The organism is Sphingobium sp. VMM, from assembly GCF_056790315.1.
The window spans coordinates 98363-119508 of record NZ_JBXGSI010000014.1; the positions used below are offsets into that span (position 1 = coordinate 98363).

The 21146-nt window shown below is 66.5% G+C and carries 23 protein-coding genes; 12 read left to right on the plus strand and 11 right to left on the minus strand.

Going from position 1 to position 21146, the window contains the following annotated elements:
- Positions 1 to 7: 7 nt before the first annotated feature.
- Positions 8 to 637 carry a nicotinate-nucleotide adenylyltransferase gene (locus ACUCV3_RS18005; protein ID WP_279730917.1) on the minus strand — a complete coding sequence of 210 codons (630 nt, stop codon included), beginning with the start codon at positions 635 to 637 and terminating at the stop codon, positions 8 to 10.
- A gap of 35 nt (positions 638 to 672) precedes the next feature.
- Between ACUCV3_RS18005 and ACUCV3_RS18010 the strand changes: the two genes are divergently transcribed.
- Entirely contained in the window at positions 673 to 1689 is a 1017-nt protein-coding gene (locus ACUCV3_RS18010) for an acyltransferase family protein (RefSeq protein ID WP_279776294.1), read from the plus strand.
- 12 nt (positions 1690 to 1701) lie between these two features.
- Here the strand turns inward: ACUCV3_RS18010 and ACUCV3_RS18015 are convergent, their stop codons facing one another.
- Together ACUCV3_RS18015 and ACUCV3_RS18020 are read right to left on the minus strand one after the other, a co-directional pair.
- Complete coding sequence (locus ACUCV3_RS18015; protein ID WP_279730914.1) at positions 1702 to 3183, minus strand: DNA recombination protein RmuC; 1482 nt, start codon at positions 3181 to 3183, stop codon at positions 1702 to 1704.
- A 77-nt stretch (positions 3184 to 3260) separates the two neighbouring features.
- Complete coding sequence (locus ACUCV3_RS18020) at positions 3261 to 4244, minus strand: GlxA family transcriptional regulator (RefSeq protein WP_279730912.1); 984 nt, start codon at positions 4242 to 4244, stop codon at positions 3261 to 3263.
- 130 nt (positions 4245 to 4374) lie between these two features.
- Between ACUCV3_RS18020 and ACUCV3_RS18025 the strand changes: the two genes are divergently transcribed.
- The 3 genes from ACUCV3_RS18025 (at position 4375) to ACUCV3_RS18035 (ending at position 6757) form a co-directional block, all read left to right on the plus strand.
- Positions 4375 to 5205, plus strand: coding sequence for an alpha/beta fold hydrolase (locus ACUCV3_RS18025; RefSeq protein ID WP_482240947.1), 831 nt, complete (start codon positions 4375 to 4377; stop codon positions 5203 to 5205).
- 133 nt (positions 5206 to 5338) lie between these two features.
- Positions 5339 to 6124, plus strand: coding sequence for an SDR family NAD(P)-dependent oxidoreductase (locus ACUCV3_RS18030; protein WP_482240948.1), 786 nt, complete (start codon positions 5339 to 5341; stop codon positions 6122 to 6124).
- Positions 6125 to 6244: 120 nt separating this feature from the next.
- Positions 6245 to 6757 (plus strand): hypothetical protein, encoded by a 513-nt coding sequence (locus tag ACUCV3_RS18035; RefSeq protein WP_482240949.1) that lies wholly within the window; start codon positions 6245 to 6247, stop codon positions 6755 to 6757.
- Here ACUCV3_RS18035 and ACUCV3_RS18040 read toward each other — a convergent pair.
- Positions 6712 to 7896, minus strand: coding sequence for an aminotransferase (locus ACUCV3_RS18040; protein WP_279730566.1), 1185 nt, complete (start codon positions 7894 to 7896; stop codon positions 6712 to 6714). The genes ACUCV3_RS18035 and ACUCV3_RS18040 overlap by 46 nt on opposite strands.
- 169 nt (positions 7897 to 8065) lie before the next feature.
- Between ACUCV3_RS18040 and ACUCV3_RS18045 the strand changes: the two genes are divergently transcribed.
- Positions 8066 to 8842: a carbonic anhydrase gene (locus ACUCV3_RS18045; RefSeq protein ID WP_279730568.1), complete on the plus strand. Its 777-nt coding sequence runs from the start codon at positions 8066 to 8068 to the stop codon at positions 8840 to 8842.
- A 4-nt stretch (positions 8843 to 8846) separates the two neighbouring features.
- Here ACUCV3_RS18045 and ACUCV3_RS18050 read toward each other — a convergent pair whose 3' ends face one another.
- Positions 8847 to 10307, minus strand: a complete 1461-nt coding sequence (locus ACUCV3_RS18050) for an amidohydrolase family protein (RefSeq protein WP_279730569.1) — start codon at positions 10305 to 10307, stop codon at positions 8847 to 8849.
- Positions 10308 to 10409: 102 nt separating this feature from the next.
- On the opposite strand from ACUCV3_RS18050, the gene ACUCV3_RS18055 reads away from it, so the two are divergent.
- Positions 10410 to 11246: a LysR family transcriptional regulator gene (locus ACUCV3_RS18055; RefSeq protein ID WP_279730571.1), complete on the plus strand. Its 837-nt coding sequence runs from the start codon at positions 10410 to 10412 to the stop codon at positions 11244 to 11246.
- 74 nt (positions 11247 to 11320) lie between these two features.
- Here ACUCV3_RS18055 and guaA read toward each other — a convergent pair whose 3' ends face one another.
- Together guaA and ACUCV3_RS18065 are read right to left on the minus strand one after the other, a co-directional pair.
- Positions 11321 to 12892: a glutamine-hydrolyzing GMP synthase gene (gene guaA / locus ACUCV3_RS18060; protein ID WP_010336491.1), complete on the minus strand. Its 1572-nt coding sequence runs from the start codon at positions 12890 to 12892 to the stop codon at positions 11321 to 11323.
- Positions 12893 to 13074: 182 nt separating this feature from the next.
- On the minus strand, positions 13075 to 14310 hold the full coding sequence (locus ACUCV3_RS18065; RefSeq protein ID WP_279730572.1) for a TCR/Tet family MFS transporter: 1236 nt from the start codon (positions 14308 to 14310) through the stop codon (positions 13075 to 13077).
- A 142-nt stretch (positions 14311 to 14452) separates the two neighbouring features.
- Here ACUCV3_RS18065 and ACUCV3_RS18070 point away from each other — a divergent pair, with 142 nt between their 5' ends.
- Both ACUCV3_RS18070 and ACUCV3_RS18075 read left to right on the plus strand, forming a co-directional pair.
- Entirely contained in the window at positions 14453 to 14620 is a 168-nt protein-coding gene (locus ACUCV3_RS18070; RefSeq protein ID WP_010336493.1) for a hypothetical protein, read from the plus strand.
- 239 nt (positions 14621 to 14859) lie between these two features.
- The gene (locus ACUCV3_RS18075; protein ID WP_279730573.1) at positions 14860 to 15771 is read left to right on the plus strand and encodes a dienelactone hydrolase family protein; all 912 of its coding nucleotides are present in this window, start codon (positions 14860 to 14862) and stop codon (positions 15769 to 15771) included.
- A 24-nt stretch (positions 15772 to 15795) separates the two neighbouring features.
- On the opposite strand, the gene ACUCV3_RS18080 is transcribed toward ACUCV3_RS18075, so the two are convergent.
- Complete coding sequence (locus ACUCV3_RS18080) at positions 15796 to 16329, minus strand: peroxiredoxin (protein WP_004209859.1); 534 nt, start codon at positions 16327 to 16329, stop codon at positions 15796 to 15798.
- A gap of 21 nt (positions 16330 to 16350) precedes the next feature.
- Positions 16351 to 16743, minus strand: coding sequence for a VOC family protein (locus ACUCV3_RS18085; protein ID WP_278391983.1), 393 nt, complete (start codon positions 16741 to 16743; stop codon positions 16351 to 16353).
- A gap of 101 nt (positions 16744 to 16844) precedes the next feature.
- Here ACUCV3_RS18085 and ACUCV3_RS18090 point away from each other — a divergent pair, with 101 nt between their 5' ends.
- The 4 genes from ACUCV3_RS18090 (at position 16845) to ACUCV3_RS18105 (ending at position 19942) form a co-directional block, all read left to right on the plus strand.
- The gene (locus ACUCV3_RS18090) at positions 16845 to 17351 is read left to right on the plus strand and encodes a hypothetical protein (protein WP_237235369.1); all 507 of its coding nucleotides are present in this window, start codon (positions 16845 to 16847) and stop codon (positions 17349 to 17351) included.
- 40 nt (positions 17352 to 17391) lie between these two features.
- Positions 17392 to 18465, plus strand: a complete 1074-nt coding sequence (gene recF, locus ACUCV3_RS18095; protein WP_279730578.1) for a DNA replication/repair protein RecF — start codon at positions 17392 to 17394, stop codon at positions 18463 to 18465.
- Between the two features lie 107 nt (positions 18466 to 18572).
- On the plus strand, positions 18573 to 19106 hold the full coding sequence (locus tag ACUCV3_RS18100) for a CHAP domain-containing protein (protein ID WP_482240950.1): 534 nt from the start codon (positions 18573 to 18575) through the stop codon (positions 19104 to 19106).
- Positions 19107 to 19186: 80 nt separating this feature from the next.
- Positions 19187 to 19942 carry a CHAP domain-containing protein gene (locus tag ACUCV3_RS18105; protein WP_279730579.1) on the plus strand — a complete coding sequence of 252 codons (756 nt, stop codon included), beginning with the start codon at positions 19187 to 19189 and terminating at the stop codon, positions 19940 to 19942.
- A gap of 38 nt (positions 19943 to 19980) precedes the next feature.
- Here ACUCV3_RS18105 and ACUCV3_RS18110 read toward each other — a convergent pair whose 3' ends face one another.
- Positions 19981 to 20259 (minus strand): DUF3297 family protein, encoded by a 279-nt coding sequence (locus ACUCV3_RS18110; protein ID WP_004209867.1) that lies wholly within the window; start codon positions 20257 to 20259, stop codon positions 19981 to 19983.
- A gap of 56 nt (positions 20260 to 20315) precedes the next feature.
- Positions 20316 to 21146, minus strand: a complete 831-nt coding sequence (locus ACUCV3_RS18115) for a S1 family peptidase (RefSeq protein ID WP_279730580.1) — start codon at positions 21144 to 21146, stop codon at positions 20316 to 20318.

A 21146-nucleotide genomic window follows, 5' to 3' on the forward strand; every position in this document is an offset into this window, starting at 1 on the left:
CTCCAATCTAGACGATCATCCGGCGCGTGAGCGGATCGCGCACACACGTTGCTTCATATTCGCGATGCCAGAGGGGGTCCGCCTGCCGTAGCAGGGTTGCCGATCTTGGATCAGGGCGAAAGCGCAATAGCACGAGCGCCGGTGGTCTCCAATTCGTCCAGTCTGCACTCTGGCGCGCGGACCGGACGAAGCGCCGCAGCCAGCTCATGGCCGTAGAGCCACGGGCAGCGTCATCATAGCCCGGACGGGCGATAACGGCAATGGGTATCTGTCGCGCAATGCCGCGCCAGTCGCGCCATTGGCCAAATTGCGCCAGATTGTCGGCGCCCATCAGCCAGACGAAGCGGTTGCGGGGGTAGCGCTGGCGAAGCGCGCGCAACGTGTCGACGGTGTAGCGGGTGCCCAATTGGCGCTCGATCGCACTGGCACGAATCGGCGCGCGGCGGGCGATTTTCTGCGCATGGGCAAGGCGGACGGGCAGCGGCGCCATGCCCCTGGCGGGCTTCAGCGGATTGCCGGGCGATACCAGCCACCAGATTTCGTCGAGGCCCAAGGCGTCCCTGGCGAACAGCGAAATGGCGCGATGCCCGCCATGCGCCGGATTGAAGGAGCCGCCAAGCAGGCCGATCTTTTTCATGGGGGCAGCCATGCCAGCGCGGGGGCGGGGCGGCAATGGGCAGATTCTTAAGGCTTGCCCACTATAGCCGCGCCATGCAGGGGCGGCTGATCGGATTCGATGGATTGCGCGGGATCGCCGCGCTCAGCGTCCTGCTGTTCCATGCGCTGACCTGGACCACGGGCGACGCGCGGGGCAACGGCTATCTGGCGGTCGACTTCTTCTTCATGCTGAGCGGCTATGTGATGGCGCGCACCTATGAGGCGCGGTTGGGGCAGGAGTTGTCGACCAGCGCGTTCGTCCGCGCGCGATATCGGCGTTTCCTGCCGGTCATGGCTATGGCGGGGCTGATCGCGCTGCCCGGCTTCCTCCTTACCAATGAGATGTCGCTCTGGCCGGTGGCCCTTGCCAATCTGCTGCTGATTCCCAGCCTATTCACCGGGCGTCTCTATCCGTTGAACGGGCCGGCCTGGTCGATCCTCCTGGAACTGATCGCCAATATGGCCCACGGCCTTGTCCTGCGCCGCTTGTCGACCAGGATATTGGTGCATGTCGTGCTGCTGAGCGCGACCCTGTTCGCGGTTGTCGCCAGTCGTGTGGGGGTGGACGTGGGGGCGCAGCCTGCCAGCTTTCTCTTCGGCCTGCCGCGGGTGATGTGCGCCTATGGCATGGGGGTCATATTGTGGCGCTGGTGGCGTGACAGGCCGACCATAGCCGTTCCGCCGCTGGCGGCCCTGGTCGCGATGCCGCTCTATTTCGGCATCGGCACGATGATCGACGCGGATGGCTGGGCCAGCGGCATGGTCTTCATCCTGCTGATCTGTCCCCTGATGCTGGCGGGCGGGCTGCGCTGGCAGCGACAATCGCGGTGGATGACGGCGGCGGGCGCACTTTCCTTTCCGCTTTATGCCGTTCATGCCCCGGTCTGCATGACGGGGCTGATGCTGGGCGTGCCCGTGGCTGGCGGGGTTGCCGCCAGCCTGGTGGTGGCCGGACTGATCGCCTGGGTGCAGGCGCGGCCGTGCCGCCCGAGACCCACGACGCTTTCGTCCGCGCCTGTGGCGGCAAGCTAGCCCGAGACGATCCTATTCCGCTGCGGGCAGCGCGCGCGCCTCGTCGGCCTGGGCGTCGCGGGCGAGGACGTCGAGCGGTTCCATCGCCTCGATCTCCTTGCCGCCGGTCTCGATGTCGAGATCGCGGAACTTGCGGCCGGTGGAGAGGACGCGGGTTTCGAAGCTGCCGATGAAGCTGTTATAGTTGGAGACCGCGCTGTTGAGGCCTGATCCCAGCTTGCGCAAATGGGTCGCGGCGACGGCCAGGCGCTCATAAAGTTCCTTGCCGAGCTGGCCGACCTGCTGCGCCTGTTCCTGCATCTTGGCCTGGCGCCAATGGCCCGCCAGCGTGCGGGCGAGCGGCAGGAAGGTGGCCGGGCCGCAGATGATGACGCGATTCTTGGCGGCGCGTTCCCAAAGCTCCATGTCCGCTTCCAGCGCCGCAGTGACGAAATTGTCGCCCGGCACATACATGATGACGAAGTCGGGGGCCTTGTCGAACTGTTCCCAATAGGCCTTGCGCCCCAGTGCGTCGGCATGGGTGCGCATGGCGCGGGCATGGTCGAGCATATGGGCGTCGCGCAGCGCCGGATCGACCTGATCGACCGCGTTCAGATAGGCGACCAGCGAGCATTTGACGTCGACCACCATCTGCTGGTCGCCGGGCAGGTTGATGACGAAGTCGGGGCGCAGGCGGCCGTCCTCGACCGCGACCGACACTTCCTCCTTGAAGTCCACGAAGGGGGAAAGGCCGGCGGTTTCGATGAGATTCTTGAACTGCTGCTCGCCCCAGCGACCGCGCGTCTTGGGCGCGGCGCGCAGGGCGTTGACCAGCTTGGCGGTTTCCTCGCGCACCTGGCCTTGGCCCAGATGAACCTGCTGCACCGCCTCGCGCAGTTCGGCATAGCTGCCGACCCGGTCTTTCTCGACGCGGGCGAGGCCCTCCTCATAACGCTTGAGCGTGGTTTCAACCGGGTTGAGCAGCGTCTTCAACTGCGCCTCGCTCTTCTCGCTCGCCTGGGCGAAGCGCTGGTCGGCGCGGGTCAGGAACTGGGTCTGGGCGGATTCGAGCAATTTGCCGCCAATCTCGCTGAACTGGGCAGAGAGCTGTTCCTTGGCATCCTTGAGCGCGGCGATCTGCTGCTCGAACGCCTGGGTGCGGGCATGGATGTCGGACTGGAGGGCGGCGAGGTCACGCAGCGCGGCCTCGCGCTCGGTCTGGATCGCTTCGATACGCTGGCTGGCGGCGGCCTGCAGTGCCTCGATCCGCTGCTCGGACGCGGCCTGGGCGGATTCGAGCCGGGCCACTTGGCTCATGCCCTGCGCGACCCTTTCCTTCTCCACCGCCAGTTCGGCGATCGCGCCATTGCGCTGGGCGGTCGCGATGTCGAGCTTGCCGGCCAGATCGGCCTTTTCGGAGGTCAGCGGCGCCAGCGCCTTGCCCTTGAGCAGCCAGCCGACGGCCAGGCCGATCAGCAGCGCGACGGGAATGAGAAGGGCGGCGAGGCTGTCCATAACTATCCTTTTTTGGAACGAAACAGGAACTTAGCGGGCCGCGTCGAAGGTCGCAAGAATCTTCCTTATGCGTGCCGTCATGCCGCCTGTGCGCTGGGCGCGGCAAAGCGGGCGCGATAGTCGCCTGGCGACAGGCCGACCAGGCGGTGGAACAGCTTGCGGAAGGCGGCGGCATCCTCATAGCCGACGCTCCAGGCGATCTGATCGATCGTGCGCCGGGTAAATTCCAGATGCTCGCGCGCCTTTGCCACGCGCAGATGCTGGACATATTCGATCGGGGTCATGGCCGTCGCCGCCTTGAACCGGCGCTGGAAGGTGCGCTCCTCCAGCGCGGCCTGCGCCGCCATCTCGGTGACGCTGACCGCCTTCGCCTCCCGCGCGGCGAGCCAGTGCTGCACCTTCAGGATCGGTTCGTCGCCATGGGTCAGGCGCGGCAGGAAGCGGGCGAAATGCTTCTGTTCGCGCCCGGCTGTGTCGATCAGCAGGAATTTGGCGGTGTCGAGCATCACCGTCGGGCCGAGCAACCGGTCGACCAGCCGCATGCCAAGGTCGGTCCAGGCCATCAGCCCGCCGGCGGTGATGATATCGCCATCATCGATGACGATGCGGTCGCAATCGAGCTTCACGGCGGGGAAGCGGGTGCGGAAGGCATCGGCGAACCACCAGTGGGTGGTGGCGGGGCGACCATCGAGCAGGCCGGTCGCCGCCAGCAGGAAGGCGCCGCCGCAATTGGAGGCGAGCGTCGCCCCGGCGGCATGGCGATCGAGCAGCCAGCGGGCATAGGGCGCGGCTTCCTCCGCCTCGGGCACGCCGGTCAGGCGACCGGGGACCAGCCAGATGTCGGGCGTGCCGCCCAATCCTTCATGTGTGTCATGGCTGCGGGCAAAGCAGCCGTCATCGCCCATCTGCCAATGGCTGACGCGCACCACCGGGCCGCCATGCTGGACCGAGAACTGCCCGGCAATGTCGATCAGGTCGGTCATGCCATGGACCATCGCCTGCTGGCAGCCCGGATAGAGCAAGATGCCCACTTCGGCGCGCGGAAGGCTGCTGTCGGCCATATGCTGATCCTTTGTCGGAATCGGCCCGCTTAATGTCGGAACCGCCAATCCCGATCCTCGGCCATTGCTCGTAATTCTGCAAGCACAGGGCGTGAAGGCGCCCTTCTGGAACAGAAGAAGGGAATTTCACATGAGCAACTATGTCACCACCAAGGACGGCACCCGCATCTTCTACAAGGATTGGGGACCGCGCGACGGCCAGCCGATCCTCTTCTCCCATGGCTGGCCGCTCAGCGCCGACGCCTGGGACGCGCAGATGGTCTATTTCGCCAATCAGGGCTTCCGCACCATCGCCCATGACCGCCGCAGCCATGGCCGGTCGGACCAGGTGTGGGACAATAATAATATGGACCAATATGCCGACGATCTGGCCGATCTGATCGCGGCGCTGGACCTGTCTGACATCATCCTGGTCGGTCATTCGACCGGCGGCGGCGAAGTCACCCGCTACATCGGCCGCCATGGCACCAGCCGGGTTGCCAAGCTGGCGCTGATCGGCGCGGTCCCGCCGCTGATGCTGAAGACCGAAGCCAATCCCGGCGGTCTGCCGATCGACGTGTTCGACGGCATCCGCAAGGGCACGTTCGACAATCGCAGCCAGTTCTTCAGGGATCTGACCATCCCCTTCTACGGCTATAACCGGGATGGCGCGGTCATCTCCGAAGGCATTGTGCAAGAATTCTGGCGGCAGGGGATGATGGGCGGCCTCAAGGGGCAACTCGACTCGATCCGCGCCTTTTCCGAAAGCGATTTCCATGCCGACCTGGCGAAGGTCGATGTGCCCACGCTGGTCCTGCATGGCGACGACGACCAGATCGTGCCGATCGGCGCGGCGGCCCTCTCCACCATCAAGATCGTTACGGATGCGGTGTTGATCGTGTATGAAGGCGCCGACCATGGGCTGACGCAGACTCACCAGGACCGGTTCAATGCCGACCTGCTCGATTTCATCAACGGCTGACATAAATACCGTTCGCCCTGAGCGAAGTCGAAGGGTTCCACCGAGCGGAGCGAGGTGCCTTCGCTTCGCTCAGGCAAGGGCTTCGACTTCGCTCAGCCCGAACGGGAAAATAGTCTTTCAAAGGAGACATCCCATGACCCAAGACACCATCCTCATCACCGGCGCGTCGGACGGTATCGGCGCCGTCTATGCCGATCGCTTTGCCAGGCGCGGCGCCAATCTGATCCTGGTCGCCCGGCGCGTCGAAAAGCTGGAGGCGCTGGCCGCCCGCCTGCGCGCCGACAGCGGCGTCAGCGTGGAAGTGATCGCCGCCGACTTGTCACAAGCTGACGATCTGGCGCGGGTCGAGGCGCGGCTGCGCGACGATGACGCGATCACCGGCCTCGTCAACAATGCCGGCATCGCCGGGGAGCAGGCCTTTGTCGAGACCGACCCTGCCTATCTCACCGGCCTGATCGACCTCAACATTCTGGCGGTGACGCGGTTGTCCCGCGCCATTGCGCCGCGGCTGGCGGCCAGAGGCGCGGGCACGCTGATCAACATCACGTCGGTCACCGCGCTGATGCCGGACGGCTTCACCGCCGTCTATCCCGCGACCAAGGCCTATGTGCTGGCCTTTACCGAGGCGCTGCAGGTCGAACTGGGCGGCAAGGGCGTGAAGGTGCAGGCGGTGCTGCCCGGCATCACCCGCACCGCCATCTGGACGGCGGAACAGATCGCCGGCCTGCCGCCGCACATGGTGATGGATGTCGAGGTGATGGTCGACGCGGCGCTGGCCGGGCTCGACATGGGCGAGGCGATCACCATTCCGGCCCTGCCGGACAATGCCGATCTCGACGCCTATCTCGCCGCGCGGGCCGCGCTTCGGCCCAACCTGTCGCTCAAGGATGCGGCGCTCCGGTATCGGGTGACCGCCTGACCTCTTTCGTCATTCCCGCGAAGGCGGGAATCCATCTCCTGGCCTTGCGTCTGGATGCATCGTTGGGAGATGGACCCCCGCTTTCGCGGGGGTGACGGGAATTTCCCAGGGAGAAAAATCATGATCCTCGGTCTTTCCATTCCCGCCTTCATCGCCCTGCATGTCGCGATCAGCCTGGTCGGCATCGTCAGCGGCCTTGTCGCCCTGCCGGCCATGGCCAGGGGGCATGTCCTGCCAAAAATGCAGGGCCTGTTCCTGGTGACGACCCTGCTCACCAGCCTGACCGGCTTCCTCTTTCCCTTTCGCGGCTTCACCCCGGCGATCGGCGTCGGTATCCTCTCCACGCTGGTACTGATTATCGCCTTCGCCGCCTTTTACGGCCTTGGCCTGCGGGGCCGGGCGCGGGGCATTTATGCGGTGACCGCGACCATCGCTTTGTGGCTCAACCTTTTCGTGCTGGTCGTACAGGGTTTCCTCAAGGTGCCGGCGCTCAATCGGCTGGCGCCGACCGGCACGGAGCCGCCCTTCCTCGCCGCCCAAGGCCTTCTGCTGATCGTCATGCTGATTCTGGGCGCGGCGATCCTGCGTCAGCCAAGGCTCGCGCGGAAGGCGGCGAGCCGCTCGATCGCCTGATCCAGCGTCGCGTCCGACTTGGAGAAGCAGAGGCGGACCAGATGGGTGACCGGATCGTCGGGGTAGAAGGCGGAGATCGGGATCGCCGCCACGCCGGCTTCGTCGATGATCCGGTTGCAGAAGGTCACATCGTCCATCGCGATGCCCGACGCGGGCAGGTCGATAGACAGGAACCAGGTGGCGCCGCTCGGCTGCACGACATAGCCCGCCTTGATCAGCCCCGCCGCCAGCCGATCGCGCGACGCCTGATAGGCGGCGCGCTGGTCGTTTAGCCAATCTTCGGGCCAGCCCAGCCCCTGCGCCACCGCCCATTGCAGGTTGGGCGGGGTGGTGAAGGTCAGGAACTGGTGGGCGCGGGCGAGCAGGGTGGCGATCGGCGGCGCGGCACACATCCAGCCGACCTTCCAGCCGGTGACGGAGAAGATCTTGCCCGCCGACCCGATCTTGACCGTGCGCTCGCGCATGCCGGGAAAGCCGATCAGCGGGCGATGCGGCAGCCCGTCATAGACGGTCTCCTCCCAGACTTCGTCGCAGAGCGCGATCAGGTCATGGCTGACGCACAGATCCGCCAGCAGCGCCAGTTCCGCCTCACGCAGCACGATGCCGGTCGGATTGACCGGATTGTTCATCAGCAGGATGCGGGTCCTGGGCGTGATCGCCGCCTCCAGCGCGTCGCGGGTGACGCGCCAGTCGGGCGGCGTCAGCTTCACCACCCTGGCCACGCCGCCAGCCCGCTCGACCAGCGGCAGATAGGCGTCATAGAGCGGCGCCAGCATCAGCACCTCGTCCCCCGGCCGCACCAGCGCCAGCAGGCTGGCGGCAATCGCCTCGGTCGCGCCGGATGTGACGATGATGTCCTGCGGGTTGAGGTTCAGCCCCTGGCGCCGGGCATAATGATCGGCCAGCGCCGTGCGCAGTTCGATCAGGCCCGGCATCGGCGGATATTGGCTGGACCGGGTCAGCAGCGCGTTCGCCGCGGCCTGCAGCACTTCCTGTGGTCCCGGCCCTTCGGGAAAGCCCTGCCCCAGATTGATCGCACCGGTTTCCCGCGCGCGCGCCGACATATGCTCGAAAATGGTGGTCGGCATGTCGCGATAGACGGGATGGCCAAGTCGGGTGTCGGGCAAGCGGGGCTCCATCGGATCGTCGGCGGTGGTTTGATCTAGAGCCTGATCGTTCGAGGTGGAAGCGCCTTGCGCTTCTACCGATGACGTGAATCAGGCTCTGCTTCTTGATCCCGGTCTTTCCATTGCCCCGCGCAAACAGGTCCGGCATCATGGCGCCTCCTCATCACAGGGAGACAGACCCATGTGTTCGGACGTCGATGGCATGCATGACCAGCTGCACGGGACGCAGGAGGAGGATGGCGCCACACCCTCCCGCCGCGCTTTTCTGACAGCGATGACGATGGCGGGCGGGGTGGCCATGGCCGCTCTGCCGTCCGTGCCGGCGATGGCAGCGCCTCCCGTCGATGGCCCGGATGCGTCGATGACGCCGGACGCTGCCCTGGCCGAGATCGTGGCCGGCAATGCCCGCTTCGTCGCCGGCAAGCCGACCGCCCATCTGCAGGACCTGTCGATCATCAAGGCGCGCGCGGCCGAGGGGCAATGGCCCGTGGTCGGCGTCCTGTCCTGCGCCGACTCGCGCGTGCCGGTGGAGATGGTGTTCGACGAATATATCGGCCGGCTGTTCGTCACCCGCATCGCCGGCAACATCACCACGCCCGAAATCGTCGCCAGCCTGGAATATGGCGTGGCGGTGCTGGGGCTGAAGGCGCTGGTCGTCATGGGCCACAGCAATTGCGGCGCGGTGAAGGCGGCGATCGACAATCCCGAGGTGCCGGGCCAGATCAGTGCGCTCTTCCCCGCGATCCTGCCCGCCCTCTATCTGGCCCGCAGCAAGGATGCGGCCATCGTCACCCGTACCAATGCACTGGTGCAGGCGGCGACTCTGGTCAACGCCTCGCCAGTGATCGAGGAGAAGGTGAAGGCGGGCACGCTGAAGGTGGTCGCCGCCGTCTATGACGTGGCGACCGGCAAGGTCGACATGCTGCCAGTGCCAGCCGACATGCTGATGCGCGGCTGATCCGTCAGGGCCGGGTTGCCGCCGCATCCCAGGCGGCGACCTTCGCCTTCGTCTCTGCCAGCAGCGCGTCGAGCCGGGCGCGGTCCTGCAATGTGCCGCGCAGGATCACCGCGTCGATCGCCTTGGTCGCGTGGATATCTTCCAGCGGATTGGCGGTCAGCAGGACCATATCCGCCTGCTTGCCTTCTGCCACCGCGCCATAGCGGTCGAGCAGGCCGAACCAGGCCGGGCCGGCGCGGGTGGCGCTGGCCAGCGCCTGGGCCGGGGTCAGGCCGCGATCGACATAGAGCGCCAGTTCCTGGTGCAGGGCAAAGCCGGGATAGTCGAAGCTGTTGAGGAAGCCCGCATCGGTGCCGGCCATGATCGTCACACCGGCCTGCTGCAACAGCGGCAGGATCGCGGCATTATGCTCGTAAATGGCGTGGCGCTGGGCGATCTGCTCGGGCGTCGCCTTGGCCGCGCGCTCGATCCGCCAGTCATAGGTCTTGCGCAGGCGCGGGCCGATATAGGCCAGTTCTGGGTCAGCGCTGTGATCCTCCTTGTCGAGATAGGCGACGGTGCGGGAGATGCTGAGCGTCGGCGTCACGAACACGCCGCGCGCGGCCATGTCGCGATAGGCGGCCATGGCGGTGGCTTCGTCAAAGCCGGCATCCAGTTGCGCGCTCGCCTGTGCCCGGTCGATCCTGCCGGCGGCGAAATCGGCGGTGATCCGCGCCTCGTCCTTCACGCCCGCCTTGTGGGCATAGTCGATATGCTCGATCGAACTGATCCCGGCCTCGATCGCCTGGCCGACGGTCAAGGCCATCGGGATATGGCCTGACGCACGCAGCCCGGCGCCGCGCGCCTGGCGCACGGCATAGAGGAACAGCTCGGGCTTCAAGGTGCTGTCGGTGATCTTGACGAAATTGACGTTCAGTTCTTTCAGCTTGGCGATCGCCTGCTCGACATCGGCCTCCGACCCGGTTTCCAGCGTACCCTTCCACACCGGCTTGATCCCCTCGATCTTGGGGCCGGAACTCAGCAGGGTCGGGCCGAACAGCCGCCCGTCGGCAATCTCGCCGCGCCAGCGCAGCACATCATAGGGCAGGTCGCCCGACGCATCGCGCACGGTGGTGATGCCATTGGCGATATAGAGCGGCAGCAGCGCCTTATTCTCTTCGATCAGCTCCGGCCCGCCGCCGAAATGGACATGCATGTCCCACAGGCCGGGGATCAGATAGCGGCCCTTGGCCTCGACATTCTTGCCCGCGCGCCAGGCGGCGGCGATCGTGCCGTCGTTGCCGACCGCGACGATCTGGTCGCCCCTGGTCGCGACGGCCTGATCGGGGACCAGCCGGCCATGCTCGACATCGACCAGCGTCGCATGGCGGATCAGCAGGTCGGCGCGGGCCGGCGCGGCCTTCGCTGCGGTGGGCAGGGGCAACAGGGCAGTGGCGGCCAGCAGCGCGGCGAGAAGCGTCTTCATGAAAATCCCCGGTTCTTGTGCGGCGCGCAGGATAGGCAGGGGCTGCATCATCGACAAACAACATATATGAATGGCAATCATTCATGATCCAAATGGAATGCCATGCTCGATCCGCGCCTGCTCCGTGCCTTTGTCGCGATCGCCGACAGCGGCAGCTTCACCATCGCGGCGCAGCGGCTGCACATGACCCAGTCGACCATCAGCCAGCAACTGGGTCGACTGGAGCAGGCGGTGGGCCACGTCTTGGTCGATCGGGCGGCGCGGCCGGTGCGGCCGACGGCGGCGGGCGAGCGGCTGCTGGGTCATGCCCGGCGCATCCTGTCGCTGCAGCAGGAGGCGGAAAGCCTGCTTGCCGATCCGGCCGGCAGCGCGTCGATCCGCATCGGCCTGCCCGACGACATAGCCAGTCGCGCCATGATGCGGGTCTTTGCCCGCTTTTCCGAACAATATCGGGCGGTGCGGCTGGACGTTACCATCGGGCTCAGCCGTGACCTCACGCGCCGATACCGCGCCGGCGAGTTTGACATCATCGCTGTCAAGGAACCGACGCCGAGCGCCGATTGCCGCGCCAGTTTCCCCGAACCGATCGGCTGGCATGAAAGCGCGGACCGACTGGGCGACTGGCCCGATCCGCTGCCGCTGGTCGCCTTTCCGGCGGGCGGCCTCTATCGCGATGCGATGTTCGACCGGATCGGGCGGGAGAGGCGGCGCTGCCATGTGGCCTTCACCGGCAGCGACCTCACCAGCGTGCTGACCGCGGTGGAGGCGGGCATGGGCCTGTCGCTGGTGCCGATGCGCGCGGCGACCGGGCGGGCGGTGCGACCCTATGCGCCGTTCGGGGCGGAGGCCGCCATGCGCGTGTCGCTCTATGCCTGGGACGATGCCGGGCCGACCGCCGAACTGGTCGCGCAGATGGCGGCGGTGCTGGCGGCGCGGTAAGCGGCAAGGGCTGCGGCGGCTTGCGCCGCCGAGTAAATCGGATGACCGTCCCCCGGACGGTCAGTTGTTCCGATTTATTCCCACTCGATCGTGCCGGGGGGCTTCGAGGTGTAGTCGTAGACCACGCGGTTGATGCCCTTGACCTCGTTGATGATGCGGGTCGCGACGCGGCTGAGGAAAGCGGCGTCGAAGGGATAGATGTCGGCGGTCATGCCGTCGGTCGAGGTGACCGCGCGTACGGCGCAGACGCTGTCATAGGTCCGGTAATCGCCCATCACGCCGACGGTGCGGACCGGCAGCAGCACGGCAAAGGCCTGCCAGATTGCGTCATAGAGGCCCGCGTTGCGGATTTCCTCCAGATAGATGAAGTCGGCTTTGCGCAAGATGTCGCAGCGTTCCTTGGTGACTTCGCCGGGGATGCGGATGGCAAGGCCCGGCCCAGGGAAGGGATGGCGGCCGACGAAGATGTCGGGCAGGCCCAGTTCCTTGCCCAGCACGCGGACTTCGTCCTTGAACAGTTCGCGCAGCGGTTCGACCAGCTTCATGTTCATGCGTTCGGGCAGGCCGCCGACATTATGGTGCGACTTGATCGTCACGGAAGGCCCGCCGGTGAAGCTGACCGATTCGATGACGTCGGGATAGAGGGTGCCCTGCGCCAGGAAGTCGGCGCCGCCGATCTTGGCGGCTTCTTCCTCGAACACGGCGATAAATTCGCCGCCGATGAACTTGCGCTTCTTTTCCGGATCGGTGAGGCCGGCGAGGCCGCCCAGGAAGCGCTCCTCGGCGTTCACATGGACCAGCTTGATGCCATAATGTTCGCGGAACAGGCTGACCACCTGCTCGGCTTCGCCCAGGCGCATCAGGCCATGATCGACGAACACACAGGTGAGCTGGTCGCCGATCGCTTCATGGATGAGCACGGCGGCCACCGCGCTGTCGACGCCGCCTGACAGGCCGCAAATGACCCGGCCATTGCCGACCTGCTCGCGGATTTCGGCAATCTTGACCTGGCGGAATTCGGCCATGGTCCAGTCGCCGGCCAGGCCGCAGACATGGCGGACGAAATTGGCGATCAGCTTGCCGCCGTCGGGCGTATGCACGACTTCGGGGTGGAACTGCGTACCGTAGAATTTCCGTTCCTCGTCCGCGATCACCGCGAAGGGGGCGCCGTCCGACACCGCCACGATCTTGAAGCCGGGCGCGAATTTCGTGACCTTGTCACCATGGCTCATCCACACCTGATGCCGTTCGCCGACTTCCCACAGCCCGTCGAACAGGGCGCAGGGTTCGGTCACGGTCAGGAAGGCGCGGCCAAATTCGCCGCCTTCGCCGGTCTCGTGACCGGGGCGCACTTCGCCGCCCAGCTGATGGCTCATCACCTGCTGGCCGTAGCAGATGCCCAGGATCGGCACGCCGGCGTCGAACAGGGCCTGCGGCGCACGCGGGCTGCCTTCCTCCGGCACGCCGGCGGGCGAACCCGACAGGATGATGCCCTTGGGCTTCATGCGGTCGAACGCGGCCTGGGCCTGGGTGAAGGGGGCGATCTCGGAATAGACGCCGGCTTCGCGCACGCGCCGGGCGATGAGCTGAGTCACCTGGCTGCCGAAGTCCACGATAAGGATGGAATCCTGAAGGGGCAGCGTCATCGAATCGCCTTTATGTCGAGCGGTGGAAGGGATTCGCGCCCGGTTAGTCGCACCGCCCCGATATGTCCAGTTTTCCCGGTTCGGAGCATCATCCGATTAGGGTAAATCGGATGATGCTCTGATTTCCTTTTGTTCGCCGCATTCTGCGAGTCGTCGGCTGTTCCAGCCGACTTCAGAATGCTCTAGGCCGGCGCAGGACCATCCTGTTTGCGTCCCGCTGCGCGGCCGAGCAGGGCGGCGCCGGCGAGGACGAGCGCCGCGATCAGGAAGGCGCTGCCGATGAAGGGCAGGATCGGGCGGGCACCGACCGAGGCGGAATAGACCGCGCCGAAGAAGAGCGGGGAGACGATGCCGGCGATCGCGCCGACACTGTTGTTGGCGCCCTGCAACTGGCCCTGTTCGCTTTCGGAGACGCGCTGCGTCATCAGCGACTGGATGGTCGGCATGGCGAGGCCCCAGAGCGCATTGGGGAACATGGCCGCGACGAACAGCCAGCCGGTGGGCGCCAGGCCCATGGCGGCGATGCCGACCGCGCCGAAGCCAAGGCCCACGACCATCGTCGTCCGGTCGCCCAGCCGCTTCACCACCGGGCCGACCAGCAGGCCCTGCACTGCCATGTCGAGCAAGCCGACCATCGCCAGCAGGGTGCCGACCTGCCAGGCGCCCCAGCCATAGCGGTCGCCGGCATAGAGGACGAACACGGCCGAGAAGAGATGATGGGCGAAATAGAGGAGGAAATTGACGATCGCGAGGCTCGACAATTCGGGGTGCGAGCGCAGCAATTGCAGCGCGCCGAAAGGATTGGCACGGCGCCAACTGAAGGCCATGCGCTTTTCCGGAGCGAGCGATTCGGGCAGCACGACGAGGCCATAGAGGAAGGCGAGGCCGGACAGGCCGGCCGCCGCCCAGAAGGGGGCGCGGTGCGAGATCTCGCCCAGCACCCCGCCCAGTAGCGGCCCGGCGACGAAGCCCGCGCTGAACGCTGCGCCGATCAGGCCATAGCCGCGCGCCCGGCCCTCGGGCGGGGTGATGTCGGCCATATAGGCGAAGGTGGAGGTGAAGCTGGACGAGGTGATGCCGGCGAGGATACGGCCCAGCGCCAGCCACCAGAGATTGGGCGCCACCGCCATCAGCACATAGTCGAGCGCCAGCCCCGCGACCGAGATCAGGATCACCGGCCGGCGCCCGAAGCGATCGGACAGCGAACCGATCACCGGCGAGAAGAGAAACTGCATCGCCGCCCAGAGCGCGACGAACAGGCCATTCCACAGGCCCGCGCTGCTGCTGGAGCCGGACAATGTTTCGATCAACTGCGGCAGCACCGGAATGACGATGCCCATCGACATGACGTCGAGCAGCGCCGTCACCAGGATGAAGGCGATGGCGGCGGTGCGGCGCGGATGGGCGGGGGCAATCATGGCGCAGGCGCTATCCTGCCGGGATGGCGATGCCAAGCGCGATGGCGCGATGTTCAGGCATGGGGCGCCGTTTCAGCATGTCTGACGCCCCAAAAAAAAGGGCCGCCCCGGCGGGACGGCCCCAGCTCATGCTATGGGATGCATGAAGGGATCAGCGCTGCTCGCGATCCTGATTGTCGCGGCGTTCCTGCTGGCCGCCGCCCTGCTGGCGACGCTGTTCATCCTGTTGGTTCTGCTGGTCGGGCTTGCCGGGCTGACCGCCCTGCTGACCGGGATTCTGGTTCTGGTTTGCCATCTCACACTCTCCTAACGGGCATCGTAACCCGCCTGCGCTCGACTTGGGCCGGCGCAGCGATGTTCCGAAAAATCATGCTGATCGAAATCAAGTCCGCCACAAGCTGCGGACAAGCTGCCATATTTCCTGTGTCTCGCCTAAAATTGGGCCGATCGAAGCGGCGATGGCGGCGATGGCGTCATGGGATTGTCCCGTCGGCTTGCGCGACCGTGGGCTTGGGCTAGTCTGCGCCCGTCCACAGCAGGAGAGCGCCGATGACCACCGATCGCGATGATGTGCCGTCCCCCGTCGAGCGGCTGGCGGAGGATCGCAACTGGATCGCCTCGACCGGGCTCAGCCGGCGTCACATCCTCGCCAGCGGCGCCTTTGCCGCCGGTTTTGCCGCCGCCTGCCAGCCGGTCGCGGCCAGCACCATCCAGACCCCGGCCGACGGGCTGGTGGAGGAAGCCGTCTCGATCCCGACCAGCGACGGTTTCGCCATGCCCGGCTTCGTCGCCCGGCCGGCGGGCAAGCAGAAGGCGCCGGTGATCGTCGTCGTGCATGAGATTTTCGGCGTCCATGAATGGGTGCGCGACATGTGCCGGCGCTTCGCAAAAGCGGGCTATCATGCCGTCGCGCCGGATCTGTTCGCCCGCCATGGCGACGCGACTAAGGTCAGCGACTTCAAGCAACTGGTGGCGGAAATCGTGAGCAAGGCGCCCGACGCGCAGGTCCTGTCCGACATCGATGCCACCTATGCCTTTGCCGGCGCCCATGGCGGCGACGCGTCACGGCGCGGCATCACCGGTTTCTGCTGGGGTGGCCGGGTGGTCTGGCTCTATGCCGCGCACAGTGCCGCGCTCGACGCCGGCGTCGCCTTCTATGGCCGGCTCGTGACCCAGAAGAACGACCTCCAGACCCTGTCGGTGATCGAGGAGGTGGGGCAGCTCAAGGCGCCGGTGCTCGGCCAATATGGCGAGCTGGACAAGGGCATACCCCAGGCCGATGTCGAAGCGATGCGCGCGGCGCTCCAGGCGGCGGGCAAGTCGCCGCCCGATGCGATCACGGTCCATGCCGGCGCCGACCATGGTTTCATGGCCGATTATCGGCCCAGCTATAATGAAGCAGCGGCAAAGGCCGCCTGGTCCGAAACGATCGGCTGGTTCGACAAATATGTGAAGGGGTGACCGCCACCCCTTCGCCGTTGCGCCTTATTTCTGCTTCATCGCCTCGACGGCAGCCAGCGTGCTCTTCACATGGCCGGCATAGCTCATCTCGCTATGGACGAAGGCGATGCGGCCGCTGGGCGCGATGACATAGGAGGTGCGGTCGGTCATGCCCGGCCGCATCTTGAGCGCGACATCATAGCCCGACACGATGTTCGGCCCGGCCGAGGCGACCGCGAACTTGCCGGCGCATTCCTTGGTGGAGAAGGCGACCAGATCATCGACCGGATCGGCCGACATGCCGATCACGGTGGCGCCTGCCGCCTTGAACTTGTCGATATTCTCCGCGAACTCGCGCGCTTCGGCCGAACAGCCCGGCGTGAAGGCCTTGGGGAAGAAATAGAGGACCACCGGCCCGCGCTTCAACTGGTGCGACAGGGTGACGGTGAAGGTCTTGCCGGCCAGCGCGCCGCGGGTGGTGAATTCCGGCGCCTTGGCGCCCACCGCCAGTGCCGCCATGCTGCCCTGCGTGCCCAGGGCTGCGGCCGCCAGGGCCAGGATGATCTTCGCGCTCTTCATAATCTAGCTCCCATGGGTCGGTCAGGCGGCGGGGGTGGGCGGTTCCCACAATTCGATGGCATTGCCCTCGGGATCATGGATGCGGGCAAAGCGCCCGACATCGGGATGATCCCATTCGGGCTTGGTGATGGCCTCAACGTCCGCCGCGCGCAAGTCCGCCAGCAGCCCGTCGAGATTGGACACGCGCAGATTGATCATGAAGCTCTTGTCGGCGGCGAAATAGTCGCTGTCCTGCTTGAACGGCGAAAAGACCATCGGCCCGCCCAGCGTCTGCCAGACATATTCGTTGACCGCCGGAATGTCGGGATCGGCGCTGCATCCGCCGCCGACGCCCAGATGGGTGCGATACCAGGCGGACAGCGCCTGCGGATCACGCGCGCGAAAGAAAAGTCCGCCCATTCCCAGGACCGGCATGGCATCCCTCCTCGATTGTCTCTGTGGTGATAGCATGGCCGCGATAGCCGGTCACGCGAGGGTTGGGGGAACCCGATGCCGCCCTGCCGGGTTGGCATCGCATGCGTAACCATTTCCTCCTCGCCCTTCCGCTGCTGCTGCTCGCCGGTTGCGGCAGCAAGGAACAGAATCAGTCCGGCATGGTCACCAACATCCTGGACCAGGCCTTGCCCAGCACGCGCGATGTCCCGCCCGGCGCCAATGCCATCACCCCGGTAGAGCCTGCGCCCGACCTGCCGGTGGCCAAGGGCGACGCGCTCCACGCCAATGCGATCCCGATCGCGCTGCAGGGACGCTGGACCGGCACCAAGGAACGCTGCGGCGACCGGGCGGCGGCCCAGGCGCTGGAACTGACCGCGGCCAGCCTGATCTTCCACGAAAGCGTCGGCACAGTGCAGCGCGTCACGCGCGAAGGGGAGGGGCGGCTGGCGGTCGTTGCCAATTTCACGGGGGAGGGCGAAAGCTGGACCCGGACCCTGATGCTGCGTCCCTCGACCGATGGACAGCAGCTTACCATCACCAATGACGGCACGGCGATCGTACGCAAGCGCTGCACCCCGGCGGCCTGAACCGCTTCCCCCGGCGCGCAGTCCTCGCTACAGCGGCGCGATGATCGGCCGCCTCACCCTGAGTGATTTCCGCAACCATGCGGACGCGCTGATCGTGCCCGACCAGCCGTTCGTCCTGCTGACCGGCGACAATGGCGCGGGCAAGACCAACATATTGGAAGCGGTATCGATGCTGGCGCCCGGCCGGGGGCTGCGCGGCGCGGCACTGCGGGCGATGGCGCGGCAGGATGGCGGCGGCAGCTTCGGCATCGCGGCGGAGGTGGATGGCGTGGTGCTCGGCACCGGCGTCAGCGCGGATGCGCTCGACCGGCGGCAGGTGCGGATCGGCGGGGTCGCCTCGTCCGCCAATGCGCTGGCCGATCATCTCTCGATCGTCTGGCTGACGCCGGCGATGGACCGGCTGTTCCTCGACAGCCCCGGCGGCCGCCGGCGCTTCCTCGATCGCCTCACCCTGGCGCTTCATCCCGGCCATGCCGCGCACAGCGCCCGCTATGAAGCGGCGATGCGCGCGCGCAACCGGCTGCTGACCGATCTGCGCCGGGCGGACCCGGCGTGGATCGGCGCGCTGGAGGCGCAGATGGACGAGCATGGCACGGCGCTCGCGGCCGCCCGCGCCGATCTGGTCGCGCGCCTCAACCGGCAATTGGTCGATCAGCCCGACGAACCCTTTGCCCGGCCCCTCATCCGAATCGCGCAAGAGGATGGCGCCAGCGACGAAGCGCTCGGCCAGCGGCTTGCCCGCGAGCGGCGACGCGATGCCGCGGCCGGCCGCACCCTGTCGGGGCCGCATCGTCATGATCTGGATGTCATCCACATCGCCAAGAATCAGGCGGCGGCGCTTTGTTCGACCGGCGAGCAGAAGGCGCTGCTGCTTTCGATCCTGCTGGCCCATGCGGCTCTGGTGTCGGCTGATCGTGGCCAGCCGCCGGTGCTTCTGCTCGACGAAGTGGCGGCGCATCTCGACCCGTCGCGACGAGCTGCGCTGTTCGACCGATTGCGTGAAACTGGCGGCCAGGTCTGGATGACCGGCACTGAAGATAGTCTTTTCAATGAGTTGAACGGTGCGACCCGGCTCCATGTAACGGCCGGACATGTTTTTCGTTCCGCAGCATGACGCATCGCAGCAACGACTCATCGCTCGGCGGTTTTCAAGACGAACGGCGTCTGCCCTAAGGAGGTCATCGGGGATTATACCTACCTACAAGTCGGGGGTCGCAAGGAATGATCGGTGGTTTTCGCGCGCTGTTCGCAGCCGCCATGCTTGCGCTCGGTGCCTTCTCTGCCGTTCCCGCCACCGCCGGTGTCCTGCAATGCGCGCCCTTCGCCCGCGAAGTTTCGGGCATCGAGATTTTCGGCAATGCCAACACCTGGTGGAACCAGGCCGCCGGTCGCTACGACCGTGGCCATGAGCCCCGCGTCGGCGCCGTCCTGTCCTTCGCGTCCAGCCGCGCCATGCCGGTCGGCCATGTCGCCATGGTCAGCAAGATCGTCAATGATCGCGAAGTGCTGCTGACCCACGCCAACTGGTCCTATCGTGGCGGTGTCGAGCGCAATGTCCGCGCCATCGACGTGTCGCCCAACAATGACTGGACCGACGTGCGCGTATGGTATGGCCCGATCGGCGAAGTTGGCCTGCGTTCGAACCCGACCAACGGCTTCATCTATGCCGACAAGCCGGAAATCGATCAGCCGGTCCAGATCGCCCTGGCCGATCGCGCCACCGCCGGCAGCGACAGCGCCAAGGGTGCTTTCTGAGCCGTTAACCCAATCCTTACGGATGGGGCTCTAGGGTCGATCGCGGTGGGGCGATACTCGACGCTTAGAGGTCGCATTAAATGTTTCGATATGTCCGCTGGATGGCTTTGCTGTCCGGCCTGACGGCGGCGCCCGTGCTGGGCGCCACGGCGCTGCAGTGCGTTCCTTATGCGCGCATCGTGTCGGGCGTGGAAATCTATGGTGATGCGCTGACCTGGTGGGACCAGGCACAGGATCATTACAAGCGCGGTACCATCCCCAAAAAGGGCGCGGTGCTCGCCTTCCGGCCCGTCGGGCCGATGACCCTCGGCCATGTCGCCGTGGTCAGCCGAATATTGGATGATCGCCGCGTGCTGATCCGCCACGCCAACTGGTCGTCGCCCGGTGCGATCGAGGAGGATGTGCTGGCGATCGACGTGTCGGACGCCGGCGACTGGAGCCAGGTGCGCGTCTGGCACAGCCCGACCGGGCAGATGGGCGCCCGCATCAACCCGACCTTCGGCTTCATCTATCCGGCCAAGGCGAAACTGCATCCCTTCACGCCCGATCCGGCGCTGGGCAGCAGCCTTCGCTATGCCAGCGCCGCGGCCGACACAGGCGATGGTGAGGATGGTGCGGAGCTTGCGCCGCTGCCCAGGGCGGCGACACGGATGGCGTCGGTCCAGACGCATGCTATGGTGGCGGCGGTTTCGCCCAAGCCTGCTGCGCCCCGGCGCAAGGCGGCGCCCCGTATCGAGGCGGACCCGTTCATCATCGAATATGCGGACAACAGCCCGTCGGATCGCTCGCTGGGCGACGTCATCGCCGACGTGAAGCGCGAATCCCTGATGAACTGACCGGCCCCCGCGATCGAGCGGGGACCGGCCTTGTCTGCTTATTCGGCGTCGGCGGCCTTGTCGCCCTCGGCGCCTTCGGCCGGGTTTTCGAACCAGGCCTCGACCTCACCCGACAGCTTGATGGTCAGCGGGTTGCCGTGACGGTCGCGGGTCTTGCCGGCGGCGACGCGAATCCAGCCCTCGGAAATCGAATATTCTTCCACATCCTTGCGCTCACGGCCCTTGAAACGGATGCCGATGCCGCGCTGCAGCACCTCCATGTCGAAATGGGGGCTGCGCGGGTTGGTGGACAGATGGTCGGGGGGCGTGTCGCTCATGATCTCAATTTCCCTGAAAATGCTGCGCAGCGCCTACTCTTTCCTGCCCGCAGGCGTCAACCGCCGCGCCCGTCATCGACATCGCAGAAGATGCGGCGGATGACGCCATCGTCCAGCCAGTTGGCGAAACGTTCCTGCGCGTCGGTCAGCCCGGCAAAGGGATAGGCGACCGGCTGGTCGCCAACGGCGCGGCTGGCGGCGGTCAGGCGCATCATCGCGTCGGGCGCCACGGTCAGGATGCGGCCGCGCCGGTCGGTCGATGCGCTGTTGATGCCGACCACCCGGCCATCGGTGGAGAAGACCGGGCCGCCGCTGATCCCCGACAGGGTGCCGTCGCCCTCGGGCAGGCGGCCACGCTCGGCCCAGACCAGCACCGGCTGGTCGATGCCGCTGCTGCCGCGCCGGGCTTCGGCCCGGCCGATCAGTTCGGACAGGACCAATGTCGGTTCGCCGGCGGGAAAGCCCATATGATAGCCGGTGGAGCCGGGCGAGGGCGCCCCGCTGCGCAGCGGCAGGGCGGCGGGGCTGCGGGGGCCGCGCGGGATGATCGCGGCATCCGATTCCCGGCTTTCGATGACGCGCGGCACCTCCAGCGCGCGGCCGCGCTGTTCCAGCCCGACGCGCGAACAGCCATGGGTGACATGTTCGGCGGTCATCCACACGCCGTTGCGATCGACGGCAAAGGCCGTGCCCATGGCGTCCGCCGGGCCGCCGGGCCGATCCTCGATAATATATTGTTCCTCGCCCCCGCGCGGTAGCGGGCGGCGGGGCGAGCGGGGATCATATTGTTCGACCTGCAAGGACGGTGCCTGCATCTCGCCCAGCCAGGCGAGCAGCAGGATCAGGCCGAGCAGCCAGGGCAGGCAGCCACAGCCCCCACGCCCCAT